The organism is Pseudomonas sp. NFIX10, from assembly GCF_900111955.1.
Classification (GTDB): Bacteria; Pseudomonadota; Gammaproteobacteria; order Pseudomonadales; family Pseudomonadaceae; genus Aquipseudomonas; species Aquipseudomonas fluorescens_AA.
Window position 1 is genome coordinate 1 of sequence record NZ_FOKH01000051.1, and the last position, 15,836, is coordinate 15,836.

The 15,836-nt window shown below is 56.5% G+C and carries 12 protein-coding genes, 1 tRNA gene and 1 pseudogene; all 14 read right to left on the reverse strand.

Translation table 11 applies throughout. The features are described from left to right. A partial coding sequence (locus BM321_RS28885) for a GTP-binding protein (RefSeq protein WP_256573532.1) occupies nt 1-149 on the reverse strand: 149 nt, incomplete at its 3' end. A 31-nt stretch (nt 150-180) separates the two neighbouring features. Further along, the gene (fusA, locus tag BM321_RS28890) at nt 181-2,286 is read right to left on the reverse strand and encodes an elongation factor G (RefSeq protein ID WP_092446408.1); all 2,106 of its coding nucleotides are present in this window, start codon (nt 2,284-2,286) and stop codon (nt 181-183) included. Between the two features lie 30 nt (nt 2,287-2,316). Continuing rightward, complete coding sequence (gene rpsG / locus BM321_RS28895) at nt 2,317-2,787, reverse strand: 30S ribosomal protein S7 (protein ID WP_003186074.1); 471 nt, start codon at nt 2,785-2,787, stop codon at nt 2,317-2,319. A 102-nt stretch (nt 2,788-2,889) separates the two neighbouring features. Next, on the reverse strand, nt 2,890-3,261 hold the full coding sequence (gene rpsL, locus BM321_RS28900) for a 30S ribosomal protein S12 (RefSeq protein WP_003186084.1): 372 nt from the start codon (nt 3,259-3,261) through the stop codon (nt 2,890-2,892). A gap of 216 nt (nt 3,262-3,477) precedes the next feature. Further along, entirely contained in the window at nt 3,478-7,677 is a 4,200-nt protein-coding gene (gene rpoC / locus BM321_RS28905; protein ID WP_047230482.1) for a DNA-directed RNA polymerase subunit beta', read from the reverse strand. Nucleotides 7,678-7,741: 64 nt separating this feature from the next. Beyond that, entirely contained in the window at nt 7,742-11,815 is a 4,074-nt protein-coding gene (rpoB, locus tag BM321_RS28910; RefSeq protein WP_092205575.1) for a DNA-directed RNA polymerase subunit beta, read from the reverse strand. Between the two features lie 220 nt (nt 11,816-12,035). Next, entirely contained in the window at nt 12,036-12,401 is a 366-nt protein-coding gene (gene rplL, locus BM321_RS28915; RefSeq protein WP_072412391.1) for a 50S ribosomal protein L7/L12, read from the reverse strand. 78 nt (nt 12,402-12,479) lie between these two features. Continuing rightward, complete coding sequence (gene rplJ, locus BM321_RS28920; RefSeq protein ID WP_003206099.1) at nt 12,480-12,980, reverse strand: 50S ribosomal protein L10; 501 nt, start codon at nt 12,978-12,980, stop codon at nt 12,480-12,482. 198 nt (nt 12,981-13,178) lie between these two features. After that, nucleotides 13,179-13,874 carry a 50S ribosomal protein L1 gene (gene rplA / locus BM321_RS28925; RefSeq protein WP_092205577.1) on the reverse strand — a complete coding sequence of 232 codons (696 nt, stop codon included), beginning with the start codon at nt 13,872-13,874 and terminating at the stop codon, nt 13,179-13,181. Continuing rightward, nucleotides 13,874-14,305: a 50S ribosomal protein L11 gene (rplK, locus tag BM321_RS28930; protein ID WP_003176435.1), complete on the reverse strand. Its 432-nt coding sequence runs from the start codon at nt 14,303-14,305 to the stop codon at nt 13,874-13,876. The genes rplA and rplK overlap by 1 nt, the downstream gene beginning before the upstream one ends. 117 nt (nt 14,306-14,422) lie before the next feature. Beyond that, nucleotides 14,423-14,956 (reverse strand): transcription termination/antitermination protein NusG, encoded by a 534-nt coding sequence (nusG, locus tag BM321_RS28935; RefSeq protein ID WP_003186097.1) that lies wholly within the window; start codon nt 14,954-14,956, stop codon nt 14,423-14,425. Nucleotides 14,957-14,965: 9 nt separating this feature from the next. Further along, on the reverse strand, nt 14,966-15,334 hold the full coding sequence (gene secE / locus BM321_RS28940; protein WP_003206102.1) for a preprotein translocase subunit SecE: 369 nt from the start codon (nt 15,332-15,334) through the stop codon (nt 14,966-14,968). A 45-nt stretch (nt 15,335-15,379) separates the two neighbouring features. Beyond that, nucleotides 15,380-15,455, reverse strand: a tRNA-Trp gene (locus BM321_RS28945). A gap of 54 nt (nt 15,456-15,509) precedes the next feature. Next, nucleotides 15,510-15,836 (reverse strand): annotated as a pseudogene (locus tag BM321_RS28950) (elongation factor Tu); the annotation flags it as partial.

Consider the following 15,836-nt stretch of genomic DNA (forward strand, 5'->3'; position numbering starts at 1 on the left):
ATCTTGTCGAAGTCAACCTTGGCCGAACCGAAAACTTCGGAGCAGACACGGGTCAGAGCAGCGGTCAGCGTGGTTTTACCGTGGTCAACGTGACCAATGGTGCCAACGTTGACGTGCGGTTTGTTCCGTTCAAATTTTTCTTTAGCCACGACAATTAACTCCTAGCTTAAAGGGGCTGAATCAGCCTTGCTTTTTGGTAACAGTCTCGACGATATGCGACGGAGCTGTATTGTATTTTTTGAATTCCATAGAGTAGCTTGCGCGACCCTGAGACATGGAACGAACGTCGGTTGCGTAACCGAACATCTCACCCAACGGCACCTCGGCACGAATCACTTTGCCGGAAACCGTATCTTCCATACCCAGAATCATGCCACGACGACGGTTAAGGTCGCCCATGACATCACCCATGTAGTCTTCAGGCGTAACGACTTCCACCGCCATGATCGGCTCAAGCAACTCACCGCCACCCTTCTGGGCCAGCTGCTTGGTTGCCATGGAGGCAGCCACCTTAAACGCCATCTCGTTGGAGTCGACGTCATGGTAAGAACCATCGAACACAGTCGCCTTCAGGCCGATCAGCGGATAGCCGGCGACAACGCCGTTCTTCATCTGCTCTTCGATACCCTTCTGGATCGCCGGGATGTATTCCTTGGGAACCACACCACCTACGACTTCGTTCAGGAATTGCAGACCTTCCTGACCTTCGTCAGCCGGTGCAAAACGGATCCAGCAGTGACCGAACTGGCCACGACCGCCGGACTGGCGAACGAACTTGCCTTCGATTTCACAGCTCTTCGTGATGCGCTCACGATAGGAAACCTGAGGCTTACCGATGTTGGCTTCGACGTTGAACTCACGGCGCATCCGGTCAACCAGGATGTCCAGGTGCAACTCGCCCATGCCGGAGATGATCGTTTGACCAGTCTCTTCATCAGTCTTGACGCGGAAAGACGGGTCTTCCTGAGCAAGCTTGCCCAGAGCGATACCCATTTTTTCCTGGTCGTCCTTGGTCTTAGGCTCAACGGCAACCGAAATAACCGGCTCCGGGAAGTCCATGCGAACCAGGATGATTGGCTTGTCAGCGTTGCACAAAGTTTCACCGGTGGTGACGTCCTTCATGCCGATCAAGGCCGCGATGTCGCCAGCGCGTACTTCCTTGATTTCTTCACGGGCGTTTGCGTGCATCTGCACCATACGACCCACACGCTCTTTCTTGCCTTTTACCGAGTTGATCACGCCGTCGCCGGAGGCCAACACGCCCGAGTAAACTCGAACAAAGGTCAAGGTACCCACGAATGGGTCGGTAGCGATCTTGAACGCCAAAGCCGCGAACGGCTCCTCGTCACTTGCGTGACGCTCCATTTCCTCTTCCTCGTTATCCGGGTTGGAACCCTTGATAGCAGGAATGTCGGTTGGAGCAGGCAGGAAGTCGATAACGGCGTCGAGAACCAGGGGAACACCCTTGTTCTTGAAGGAAGAACCGCAAACAGCCAGAACGATCTCACCAGCGATAGTACGCTGACGCAGAGCGGCCTTGATTTCCTCGTTGGTGAGTTCTTCACCTTCGAGGTACTTGTTCATCAGCTCTTCGCTGGCTTCGGCCGCAGCCTCAACCATGTTGCTGCGCCATTGCTCGGCTTCTTCCAACAGTTCGGCAGGAATGTCCTTGCGAACAGGGACCATGCCCTTGTCGGAATCGTTCCAGTAGACAGCTTGCATGTTGATCAGATCGATCTGACCCTGGAAGTTGTCTTCGGAACCGATAGCCAGCTGGATCGGCACCGGAGTGTGACCCAGGCGTTGCTTGATCTGAGCGATCACGCGCAGGAAGTTGGCACCAGCACGGTCCATCTTGTTGACGTAAACAAGACGTGGAACGCCGTATTTGTTGGCCTGACGCCATACGGTTTCCGACTGAGGCTCAACACCCGAAGTACCACAGAACACAACGACAGCGCCGTCGAGTACACGCAGGGAACGTTCAACTTCGATGGTGAAGTCTACGTGGCCCGGGGTATCGATAACGTTGAAGCGATGCTCGTGCGGGTACTGCTTCTCGGAACCTTTCCAGAAGGCGGTGATAGCAGCAGAAGTAATGGTAATACCACGCTCCTGCTCCTGCACCATCCAGTCTGTGGTCGCGGCGCCGTCATGCACCTCGCCCATTTTGTGACTCTTGCCGGTGTAAAAAAGGACGCGCTCGGTGGTGGTGGTTTTACCAGCATCCACGTGAGCAACGATACCGATGTTACGGTAGCGGTTAATCGGTGTAGTACGAGCCATAAAGCCCTCGCAAATTGAGTGACGCTAAAATTAGAAGCGGTAGTGCGAGAAAGCCTTGTTGGCTTCAGCCATACGGTGCACGTCTTCACGCTTCTTAACTGCAGCACCTTTACCTTCAGCAGCGTCCAACAGTTCACCAGCCAAACGCAGAGCCATGGACTTCTCGCCGCGCTTGCGGGCGAAGTCTACCAGCCAGCGCATTGCCAGGGCGTTACGACGGGACGGACGAACTTCGACCGGAACCTGGTAAGTAGCACCGCCTACACGGCGCGACTTCACTTCGACCAGCGGAGCGATGGCGTCGAGAGCTTTCTCGAAGATTTCCAGGGGATCGCTGTTCTTGCGTTCCTTAACTTTGTCCAGTGCGCCATAAACGATACGCTCGGCAACGGCTTTCTTGCCGCTTTCCATTACGTGGTTCATGAACTTGGCGAGGATCTGGCTTCCGTATTTCGGATCGTCCAGAATCTCACGTTTGGCTGCTACGCGACGTCTTGGCATTGATAAGCCCTCAAACGGTCTTCAGGTTAGCCCGGGACAGCGGATGCGTGCCCGACCTTACTCTTATCGACTCAATAAAATTAAAAACTGCTAAACGGCCGATTATTTCGGACGCTTGGTACCGTACTTCGAACGACCTTGGTTACGACCTTTGACGCCGGAAGTATCCAAAGAGCCGCGAACGGTGTGGTAACGAACACCTGGCAAGTCTTTTACACGACCGCCGCGGATCAGGACCACGCTGTGTTCTTGCAGGTTGTGGCCTTCACCGCCGATGTACGAGGAAACCTCGAAACCGTTGGTCAGACGCACACGGCATACTTTACGCAGTGCCGAGTTAGGTTTTTTCGGCGTGGTGGTATACACACGGGTGCATACGCCACGACGTTGCGGGCAGTTCTGCAGCGCAGGCACGTCGGATTTCTCGACGATACGCTTACGCGGCTGACGTACCAGCTGGTTGATAGTTGCCATCTACTAGCTCCACTGTTGTCTTGCGACGCTATTGTCTTACAAGAAAAGCAAAATGGCAGGAACGAATTCCCGCCAAATTTAGGGGATCAAGAGTCTAAAGAGGATCTTGTCCCCAGTCAAGGCAAGGCCCCGACCTCCCCGCCCGCCGGATCTCGACAATTTGTCTCGATCCGCCGAACGGGGCGACCAGGGCCAGGCACTCAATTACCGCAGAACTCAGTTACCACTCGAGTTCAGAGCTTCGGTCAGTGCAGCTTCCACTTCACTGGCGCTTACGCGCAACGGCTTGTCGGCATCACGGCGACGCTTACGCTCGCTGTGATAGGCCAAACCGGTACCGGCCGGGATCAGACGACCCACGACCACGTTTTCTTTCAGGCCGCGCAGGTAATCGCGCTTGCCGGTTACCGCCGCTTCGGTCAGTACACGGGTGGTTTCCTGGAAGGAAGCCGCCGAGATGAACGATTCGGTGGACAACGACGCCTTGGTGATACCCAGCAGCACGCGAGTGAACTTGGAGACAAACTTGTCTTCGGTCGCCAGGCGTTCGTTTTCCACCAGCACGTGAGTCAGTTCCATCTGGTCGCCCTTGATGAAACTCGAGTCGCCAGATTCAGCGATCTCGACCTTACGCAGCATCTGACGCAGGATGGTCTCGATGTGCTTGTCGTTGATCTTCACGCCTTGCAGACGGTAAACGTCCTGGATCTCGTTCACGATGTACTTGGCCAGCGCACTCACACCCAGCAGACGCAGGATGTCGTGTGGATCGCTCGGGCCGTCCGAGATAACTTCGCCGCGGTTTACCTGTTCGCCTTCGAAGACGTTCAGGTGACGCCACTTCGGAATCAGCTCTTCGTACGGATCGCTACCGTCGTTCGGTGTAATGACCAGGCGGCGCTTGCCCTTGGTCTCTTTACCGAACGCGATGGTGCCGCTGACTTCAGCCAGAATCGAGGCTTCTTTCGGACGACGGGCTTCGAACAAGTCGGCAACACGCGGCAGACCACCGGTGATGTCGCGGGTTTTCGAAGTTTCCTGCGGGATACGGGCGATAACATCACCGATCGCGATCCGCGCACCGTCCGCAACACCGACCAGGGCGTTGGCTGGCAGGAAGTACTGAGCGATTACGTCAGTGCCTGGCAGCAACAGATCCTTGCCGTTGTCATCGACCATCTTCACGGCCGGACGGATGTCCTTGCCGGCAGCTGGACGATCTTTCGCGTCGAGTACTTCAATGTTGGTCATACCGGTCAATTCGTCGGTCTGACGCTTGATCGTGATGCCTTCTTCCATGCCCACGTAGGTCACGGTACCTTTCATCTCGGTCACGATCGGGTGGGTGTGCGGGTCCCACTTGGCCACGATGGCGCCAGCGTCGACCTTGTCACCTTCCTTGACCGAAATCACAGCACCGTACGGCAGCTTGTAGCGCTCGCGCTCGCGACCGAAGTCGTCAGCGATGGCCAGCTCGCCGGAACGGGATACAGCCACCAGGTGACCGTCCACGCGCTCTACGTGCTTGAGGTTGTGCAGACGGACAGTACCGCCATTCTTCACCTGGACGCTGTCGGCAGCGGAGGTCCGGCTTGCCGCACCACCGATGTGGAACGTACGCATCGTCAGCTGGGTACCCGGCTCACCGATGGACTGGGCAGCGATAACGCCGACCGCTTCACCGATGTTCACCTGGTGACCACGTGCCAGGTCGCGACCGTAGCACTTGGCGCAGATGCCATAGCGGGTTTCGCAGCTGATCGGCGAACGCACGATCACTTCGTCGATGCTGTTGAGTTCGATGAACTCGACCCACTTCTCGTCAACCAGGGTGCCGGCAGGAACGATCACGTCCTCGGTACCTGGCTTGAATACGTCACGGGCGATGACACGACCCAGTACGCGTTCACCCAACGGCTCTACAACGTCACCGCCTTCAATGTGCGGCGTCATGACCAGGCCATGTTCGGTGCCGCAATCGATCTCGGTCACGACCAGATCCTGGGCAACGTCTACCAGACGACGAGTCAGGTAACCGGAGTTCGCGGTTTTCAACGCGGTATCCGCAAGACCCTTACGAGCACCGTGAGTGGAGATGAAGTACTGGAGTACGCTCAAGCCTTCACGGAAGTTCGCGGTAATCGGCGTCTCGATGATGGAGCCGTCCGGCTTGGCCATCAGGCCACGCATACCGGCGAGCTGACGGATCTGCGCAGCAGAACCCCGTGCGCCCGAGTCGGCCATCATGTACATCGAGTTGAACGATTCCTGGTCGACTTCGTTGCCATGACGGTCGATGACTTTCTCTTTCGAGAGGTTGGCCATCATCGCCTTGGACACTTCGTCGTTCGCCTTGGACCAAAGGTCGATCACCTTGTTGTACTTCTCGCCCTGGGTTACCAGGCCGGAGGCGTACTGGCTTTCGATCTCTTTCACTTCTTCGGTGGCAGCACCAATGATGCGGGCTTTTTCATCCGGGATAACGAAGTCGTTAACGCCGATGGAAACGCCGGAAATGGTCGAATAGGCAAAACCGGTGTACATCAACTGGTCAGCGAAGATCACGGTCTCTTTCAGACCCACCACGCGGTAGCACTGGTTGATCAGCTTGGAGATCGCTTTTTTCTTCATCGGCAGGTTGACGACGTCGAAGGACAGGCCTTTTGGCACAACCTGGAACAACAGCGCACGGCCGACGGTGGTGTCGACGATACGGGTGTTGGTCACGCTGCCGCCATCACGGTCGTTCACGGTTTCGTTGATCCGCACCTTGACCTTGGCGTGCAGTGCGGCTTCGCCGGCACGGAACACACGGTCAACTTCCTGCAGATCGGCGAACACACGACCTTCGCCCTTGGCGTTGATCGCTTCACGAGTCATGTAGTACAGACCCAATACAACGTCCTGCGACGGAACGATGATTGGCTCACCGTTGGCTGGCGACAGGATGTTGTTGGTCGACATCATCAACGCACGCGCTTCCAGCTGGGCTTCCAGTGTCAGCGGCACGTGCACGGCCATTTGGTCGCCGTCGAAGTCGGCGTTGTACGCAGCACAGACCAGCGGGTGCAGCTGGATAGCCTTACCTTCGATCAGTACCGGTTCAAACGCCTGGATACCCAGACGGTGAAGGGTCGGTGCACGGTTGAGCAGCACTGGGTGTTCGCGAATCACTTCGGCGAGAACGTCCCAGACTTCTGGCAGCTCGCGCTCGACCATTTTCTTGGCCGCTTTAATGGTGGTAGCGAGACCACGCATTTCCAGCTTGCCGAAAATGAACGGCTTGAACAGCTCCAGGGCCATCTTCTTAGGCAGACCGCACTGGTGCAGACGCAGGGTCGGGCCTACGGTAATAACCGAACGACCGGAGTAGTCGACACGCTTACCGAGCAAGTTCTGACGGAAACGGCCCTGCTTACCCTTGATCATGTCAGCCAGGGATTTCAGAGGACGCTTGTTGGAACCGGTGATAGCGCGGCCACGACGACCGTTGTCGAGCAATGCGTCGACCGCTTCCTGCAACATACGCTTTTCGTTGCGCACGATGATGTCCGGAGCGGACAGATCGAGCAGGCGCTTCAAGCGGTTGTTACGGTTGATCACTCGACGATACAGATCGTTGAGGTCGGAAGTCGCGAAGCGACCGCCATCGAGCGGAACCAGTGGACGCAGGTCTGGCGGCAGTACCGGCAGAACGGTCAGCACCATCCACTCTGGCAGGTTGCCGGAACCCTGGAAGGCTTCCATCAATTTCAGACGCTTGGACAGCTTCTTGATCTTGGTCTCGGAGTTGGTTTGCGGAATCTCTTCGCGCAGGCGGCCAATCTCGTGTTCCAGGTCGATAGCGTGCAGCAGTTCGCGGACAGCTTCGGCACCCATGCGGGCATCGAAGTCGTCGCCGAACTCTTCCAGCGCTTCGAAGTACTGCTCGTCGTTGAGTAGCTGACCTTTTTCAAGAGTGGTCATGCCTGGATCGATAACGACGTAGCTCTCGAAATAGAGAACCCGCTCGATATCACGCAGGGTCATGTCCATCAGCAGGCCGATACGGGACGGCAGCGATTTCAGGAACCAGATGTGGGCAACCGGCGAGGCCAGCTCGATGTGTGCCATGCGCTCACGACGAACTTTTGCCAGCGCGACTTCAACGCCGCACTTCTCGCAGATCACACCACGGTGCTTCAAGCGCTTGTACTTACCGCACAGGCACTCGTAATCCTTTACCGGGCCAAAGATCTTGGCGCAGAACAGGCCGTCACGCTCGGGTTTGAACGTACGGTAGTTGATGGTTTCCGGCTTTTTAACTTCACCGAACGACCACGAACGGATCATCTCAGGCGAGGCCAATCCAATACGGATAGCGTCGAACTCTTCGACTTGACCCTGGTTTTTCAGCAAATTCAGTAGGTCTTTCAAGGCCTTTCCTCCTGGCGGAGCAGAGAGCGGGCAAAACAGCCCCGCTCTCGATTCGCGTCACGTGTTATTCGGTTTCCAGATCGATATCGATGCCGAGGGAACGAATTTCCTTGATCAACACGTTGAAAGACTCGGGCATGCCCGGCTCCATACGGTGATCGCCGTCCACGATGTTTTTGTACATCTTGGTCCGGCCGTTCACATCGTCCGACTTCACTGTGAGCATTTCTTGCAGAGTGTATGCAGCACCGTACGCTTCCAGTGCCCAGACCTCCATCTCCCCGAAACGCTGACCACCGAACTGCGCCTTACCACCCAGCGGCTGCTGGGTAACCAGGCTGTAAGAACCGGTAGAACGAGCGTGCATCTTGTCGTCTACCAAGTGGTTCAGCTTCAGCATGTACATGTAGCCAACGGTAACCGGGCGCTCGAACTTGTTGCCGGTACGGCCGTCGAACAGCTGCATCTGGCCGCTTTCCGGCAGGTCTGCCAGTTTCAGCATGGCCTTGATTTCGCTTTCCTTGGCACCGTCGAACACCGGAGTAGCCATTGGAACGCCGCCGCGCAGGTTCTTCGCCAGATCCAGGATTTCCTGGTCGGAGAAGGTGTCCAGCTCTTCGTTGCGTCCGCCGATCTCGTTGTAGATCTCGTGCAGGAACTTACGCAGGTCCGCGACCTTGCGCTGCTCTTCGATCATCCGGTTGATCTTCTCGCCCAAGCCCTTGGCCGCGAGGCCCAGGTGGGTTTCAAGGATCTGACCAACGTTCATACGAGAAGGTACGCCCAACGGGTTGAGGACCACATCGACCGGGGTGCCATTGGCATCGTGCGGCATGTCTTCAACCGGCATGATCACGGAGACCACACCCTTGTTACCGTGACGACCGGCCATCTTGTCGCCCGGCTGGATGCGACGACGGATTGCCAGGTAAACCTTGACGATTTTCAGCACGCCTGGAGCCAGGTCATCGCCTTGCTGCAGCTTGCGCTTCTTGTCTTCGAACTTGTCGTCCAGCAGACGGCGGCGATCAACGATATAGGCCTGGGCCTTCTCGAGCTGCTCGTTCAGAGCATCTTCAGCCATGCGCAGTTTAAACCACTGGCCATGCTCAAGACCGTCGAGAACTTCGTCGGTGATCTCCTGACCTTTCTTCAGGCCGGCGCCGCCTTCGGCTTTGTGGCCGACCAGGGCGGAACGCAGGCGTTCGAAAGTTGCGCCTTCGACGATCCGGAACTCTTCGTTCAGGTCCTTGCGGATCTCGTCGAGCTGAGTCTTCTCGATGGACAGCGCACGAGCATCACGCTCAACGCCGTCGCGAGTGAAGACCTGTACGTCGATGACGGTACCTTTGGTGCCGGTAGGCACGCGCAGGGAGGTGTCTTTAACGTCGCTGGCTTTTTCACCGAAGATGGCACGCAGCAGTTTTTCTTCCGGCGTCAGCTGGGTCTCGCCTTTCGGAGTGACCTTGCCCACCAGGATGTCGCCTGCGCCGACTTCGGCACCTACATAAACGATACCGGCTTCGTCCAGCTTGTTCAGTGCGGCTTCACCCACGTTCGGGATGTCCGCAGTGATTTCCTCTGGGCCAAGCTTGGTGTCACGGGCCACACAGGTCAGTTCCTGGATGTGGATCGTGGTGAAGCGGTCTTCCTGAACCACACGCTCGGACAGGCAGATGGAGTCTTCGAAGTTGAAGCCGTTCCATGCCATGAACGCGATGCGCATGTTCTGACCCAACGCCAGTTCACCCATATCGGTGGACGGGCCGTCGGCCATGATGTCGCTGCGCTGAACCCGATCACCCTTGCTCACCAGCGGACGCTGGTTGATGCAGGTGTTCTGGTTGGAGCGGGTGTATTTGGTCAGGTTGTAGATGTCGACACCGGCTTCGCCAGTTTCAACTTCGTCATCGGCAACACGAACCACGATACGGCTGGCATCGACGGAGTCGATCACACCGCCACGACGAGCCACGACGCAAACGCCGGAGTCACGGGCAACGTTACGCTCCATGCCGGTACCGACCAGCGGCTTGTCGGCACGCAGGGTGGGTACAGCTTGACGCTGCATGTTCGAACCCATCAACGCACGGTTGGCGTCGTCGTGCTCGAGGAACGGGATCAGCGACGCGGCAACCGACACTACCTGCTTCGGCGATACGTCCATCAAGGTGACGTCTTCCGGCGCCTTGACGGTGAACTCGTTCAGGTGACGAACAGCTACCAGCTCGTCGACCAGGACCTTCTTGTCGTTCATCGTGGCCGAAGCCTGGGCGATCACGTGATCGGCTTCTTCGATGGCGGACAGGAACACGATCTCGTCGGTAACCAGGGCGTCTTTCACCACGCGGTACGGGCTCTCGAGGAAGCCGTACTGGTTGGTGCGCGCATAGGCCGCCAGGGAGTTGATCAGACCGATGTTCGGACCTTCCGGCGTTTCGATCGGGCAGACACGACCGTAGTGAGTCGGGTGTACGTCACGAACTTCGAAGCCTGCACGCTCACGGGTCAGACCGCCCGGGCCAAGTGCGGAGACACGACGCTTGTGGGTGATCTCGGACAGCGGGTTGTTCTGGTCCATGAACTGGGACAGCTGGCTCGAACCGAAGAACTCCTTCACCGCCGCAGCCACAGGCTTGGCGTTGATCAGGTCTTGCGGCATCAGGCCTTCGCTTTCAGCCATCGACAGACGTTCCTTGACCGCACGCTCTACGCGCACCAGGCCAACACGGAACTGGTTCTCGGCCATCTCGCCTACACAGCGAACACGACGGTTACCCAGGTGGTCGATGTCATCGACGATGCCTTTGCCGTTACGGATGTCGACCAGGGTCTTGAGGACCGCAACGATGTCGTCCTTGTTCAGTACGCCCGAACCTTCGATCTCGGTACGACCGATACGACGGTTGAACTTCATCCGGCCGACCGCAGACAGGTCATAGCGCTCAGGGCTGAAGAACAGGTTGTTGAACAGGGTCTCGGCCGCATCCTTGGTTGGCGGCTCGCCAGGACGCATCATGCGATAGATCTCGACCAGGGCTTCCAGTTGGTTGCCGGTGGAGTCGATCTTCAGCGTGTCGGAGATGAACGGACCGCAGTCGATGTCGTTGGTGTACAGGGTTTCGATACGAACGACCTGGGCCTTGGCGATTTTCGCCAGGATCTCGGTGGTCAGTTCGGTATTGCACTCTGCAATGATTTCGCCGGTGGCCGGATGCACGATGACCTTGGCCGTGGTGCGACCCAGGACGTAGTCGATCGGCACCTGCAGCTCTTTGATCCCGGCTTTTTCCAGCTGGTTGATGTGGCGAGCGGTGATACGACGACCCTGCTCGACAATAACCTTGCCTTTGTCATCCTGGATATCGAGGACAGCGATTTCACCGCGCAGGCGCTGAGGCACCAGTTCCAGGCTGAGGTTTTCACCTTGCACGTGGAAGACGTTGGTGGTGTAGAACGCGTCCAGCACTTCTTCGGTGGTATAGCCGAGCGCGCGCAGCAGTACCGATGCAGGCAGCTTGCGACGACGGTCGATACGCACGAATACGCAGTCTTTCGGGTCGAACTCGAAGTCCAGCCACGAACCGCGGTAAGGAATGATGCGCGCGGAGTAAAGCAGTTTGCCGGAGCTGTGCGTCTTGCCACGGTCGTGGTCGAAGAACACGCCCGGAGAACGGTGCAGCTGGGAAACGATTACACGCTCGGTACCGTTGATTACGAAGGTACCGTTTTCAGTCATCAGGGGGATTTCACCCATGTAGACTTCTTGCTCTTTGATGTCCTTGATCGCTTTGTTCGACGATTCTTTGTCGAAAATGATCAGACGCACTTTTACCCGCAAAGGTACGGCGTAAGTAACACCGCGCAATACGCATTCTTTGACATCAAATGCCGGTTCGCCCAGGCGATAACCGACGTACTCCAGCGCAGCATTGCCGGAGTAGCTGATGATCGGGAAAACGGATTTGAAGGCCGCATGCAGGCCCACGTCGCGGAACTGATCTTTAGTCGCTCCCGCTTGCAAGAATTCACGATACGAATCCAGCTGGATGGCCAGGAGGTACGGCACATCCATGACGTCCGGCAACTTGCTAAAGTCCTTGCGGATACGTTTTTTCTCAGTATATGAGTAAGCCATCAGCGTTCCCCAGCTTGGTCACCTGCTTGTTTGGCCCCTCCCGACGGGAGCAGCCAGAAAATCGTGCAAACCCCATGGTTTGCGCCACCACATCGGGTGGTTACAGCTCGCTATCGGCACCGACCCAGTCGGCTGCCAATAACGGAAAAAGGCCGGTGGCAAGAGCCACCAGCCATCAGCCTGTCGCTTAACGCTCGGGCTGGAGACGCAAAGTCGATGCTTACTTCAGCTCGACTTTAGCGCCTGCTTCTTCCAGAGCGGCCTTGGCTTTGTCAGCTGCGTCTTTGGCAACAGCTTCCAGAACCATGGCAGGCGCGCCGTCAACTACAGCCTTGGCTTCTTTCAGGCCCAGACCGGTCAGTTCACGTACTGCCTTGATCACGTTTACTTTCTTCTCGCCAGCTTCGGTCAGCATGACGTTGAATTCGGTTTGCTCTTCAGCAACGGCAACAGCAGCAGCTGGACCAGCGGAAGCAGCAGCAGCGGTAACACCGAATTTTTCTTCGAAAGCTTTGATCAGCTCAACAACTTCCATTACGGACATGTTGCCAACGGCTTCGAGGATATCGTTTTGAGAGATAGACATGACTCTAAATTCCTGGATTGGGGGACGGCCTACGCGACCATCGAAATAAACAAAAAACGCGAAAAGGAGTGTCGAGCCTTAGGCTGCGGCAGCTTCTTTCTGGTCGCGCAGTGCCGCCAGAGTACGAGCCAATTTGCTGGTTGCGCCTTGGATCACGCTCATCAGCTGGGAAATTGCTTCGTCACGGGTCGGCAGAGTTGCCAGTACGTCGATCTGGTTAGCTGCGAGGAACTTGCCCTCGAACGCAGCTGCCTTAATCTCGAACTTGTCCTGACCTTTGGCGAATTCCTTGAACAAACGGGCAGCAGCGCCAGGATGTTGGGTGGAGAACGCGATCAAGGTCGGGCCGGTGAACACGTCGTTGAGGACACTGTACTCAGTGTCAGCAACAGCGCGCTTGAGCAGGGTGTTACGTACAACACGTACGTAAACGCCAGCTTCACGAGCCTCTTTACGGAGTCCGGTCATAGCGCCTACTGTTACGCCACGGGCATCAGCCACGACAGCGGACAGAGCAGCTTTGGCAGCCTCGTTGACTTCAGCGACGATGGCCTTCTTGTCTTCGAGTTTAATTGCCACGGGTTTAACTCCTGCTTGTTACCGTTTCATTCGGTCGAAACCGAATGTCGTTTTGGTGTCTGATTCGGTAAGGAACCGGGAGCACCATCTGCGTAGGCTTGTGGTTTAAGACTTGCGTCGCCTACGGTCTTGGACAGCCCCCGCCAGGCAGGGACCCCAATTTTTCGATTGGCGCAATCGCTTGCGCCAACCTGAGTCTTACGCGTCGAGCGAGCTCTGATCGATAACCAGACCTGGGCCCATAGTGGTGCTCAGGGTAACGCGCTTGACGTAGATACCTTTCGAAGAAGCTGGCTTGATACGCTTCAGATCAGCGATCAGGGCTTCAACGTTTTCCTTCAGCTTGACGGCGTCGAAGCCGATCTTGCCAACGGAAGTGTGGATGATGCCGTTTTTGTCGGTGCGATAACGAACCTGACCAGCCTTGGCGTTTTTAACCGCGGTGGCTACGTCTGGCGTTACGGTGCCGACTTTAGGGTTAGGCATCAGACCACGTGGACCGAGGATCTGACCCAACTGGCCTACAACGCGCATGGCATCTGGAGATGCGATCACTACGTCATAGTTCAGGTCGCCGCCTTTCATTTCGGCAGCCAGATCGTCCATGCCGACGCGATCAGCACCAGCAGCCAGGGCAGCTTCAGCTGCTGGGCCCTGGGTGAAGACAGCTACACGAACGGTCTTGCCAGTGCCGTGTGGTAGCACGGTAGCGCTACGAACGACCTGGTCGGATTTACGTGGGTCAACGCCCAGGTTTACAGCAACGTCGAACGACTCGCTGAACTTGACAGTCGACAGCTCGGACAGCAGAGCGGCGGCGTCTACAAAGTTGTAGGCCTTGCCTGCTTCGATTTTGCCGGCGATAGCCTTTTGACGCTTGGTCAGCTTAGCCATTACACACCCTCCACGTTAAGGCCCATGCTACGAGCAGAACCGGCGATAGTACGCACGGCTGCATCCATATCAGCTGCAGTCAGATCCGCGTTTTTGGTTTTCGCGATTTCTTCCAGCTGAGCACGGGTAACGGTGCCAACCTTAACGGTGTTCGGACGAGCGGAACCGCTGGTCAAACCTGCAGCCTTCTTCAGCAGAACCGAAGCTGGGGTGCTTTTTGTTTCGAAGGTGAAGCTACGGTCGCTGTAGACAGTGATGATCACTGGAGTCGGCAGACCTGGCTCAAGACCCTGAGTACGGGCGTTGAAGGCCTTGCAGAATTCCATGATGTTCACGCCGTGCTGACCCAGTGCAGGACCAACAGGTGGGCTTGGGTTAGCCTGAGCGGCCTTCACTTGCAGCTTGATGTAAGCGGTAATTTTCTTGGCCATGAGGCACTCCAATTACGGGTTCTAACGCCTCGAAAGGCTCCCCGGTGACTTGCGCGTTTATCCCAGTGACGACAAAACCCCACAGCCTTCGGCTGCGGGGTTGGGATGCCTGCTCAATCAGACCTTTTCGACCTGACTGAACTCTAGCTCTACCGGAGTAGAGCGACCGAAAATGAGCACTGCCACCTGGATCCGGCTCTTTTCGTAGTTAACCTCTTCAACCGTGCCGTTGAAATCAGCGAATGGACCGTCGGTGACGCGTACAACCTCACCTGGTTCAAACAACGTCTTCGGCTTCGGCTTGTCGCTACCATCAGCGACGCGACGCAGAATCGCTTCTGCCTCTTTATCCGTGATCGGCGCAGGCTTGTCGGCGGTACCGCCGATGAAACCCATCACCCGAGGGGTATCCTTGACCAAGTGCCAAGTCCCTTCGTTCATATCCATCTGTACCAGCACGTAGCCCGGAAAGAACTTGCGTTCACTTTTGCGCTTCTGGCCATTACGCATCTCAACCACTTCTTCAGTGGGGACCAGAATCTCGCCAAAGCCGTCTTCCATGCCAGCCAGCTTTACGCGCTCTACCAGCGAGCGCATGACATGCTTCTCGTAACCCGAGTAAGCATGCACAACGTACCAACGCTTAGCCACGGGACACCCTTAGCCAACAATCAAGGAAACAAGCCAGCCGAGCAGGGAATCGAGCCCCCACAACAGCAACGCCATTACCAGAACAACAGCCACAACGATCAACGTGGTCTGCGTGGTTTCTTGGCGAGTCGGCCATACGACTTTACGAATCTCGGTGCGAGCTTCCTTAGCGAGTACAAAGAAAGACTTGCCCTTGGCTGTCTGCAGGCCTACAAAGGCAGCAACAGCAGCAATGGCGAGCAATGCAAGTACACGGTACAGGATCGGCGAAGCAGAATAATACTGATTGCCAACAACGCCAATAACCACCAAAGCGACTACCACTAGCCACTTGAGCAGATCGAAGCGAGAGCCTTGAGCTTCAGCTTTAGGAGTCATCTATGAAGATCCTGTGAAAAGAAAGCCAGACACACTGAGTGAATCTGGCAGGTCAGGAGGGAATCGAACCCCCAACCTACGGTTTTGGAGACCGTCGCTCTGCCAATTGAGCTACTGACCTAAAACAAAATCAGGCCGACCATTATGCCGGCCCGAAAAAGACATTACAACTGTTTTACTCGATGACTTTGGCTACGACGCCAGCGCCGACGGTACGACCGCCTTCACGGATAGCGAAACGCAGGCCGTCTTCCATCGCGATGGTCTTGATCAGGGTAACAGTCATCTGAATGTTGTCACCTGGCATTACCATTTCAACGCCTTCTGGCAGCTCGCAGTTACCAGTCACGTCAGTTGTACGGAAGTAGAACTGTGGACGGTAGCCTTTGAAGAACGGAGTATGACGGCCGCCTTCTTCCTTGCTCAGAACGTAAACTTCCGCAGTGAACTTGGTGTGCGGCTTGACGGTGCCTGGCTTGACCAGAACCTGGCCACGCTCAAC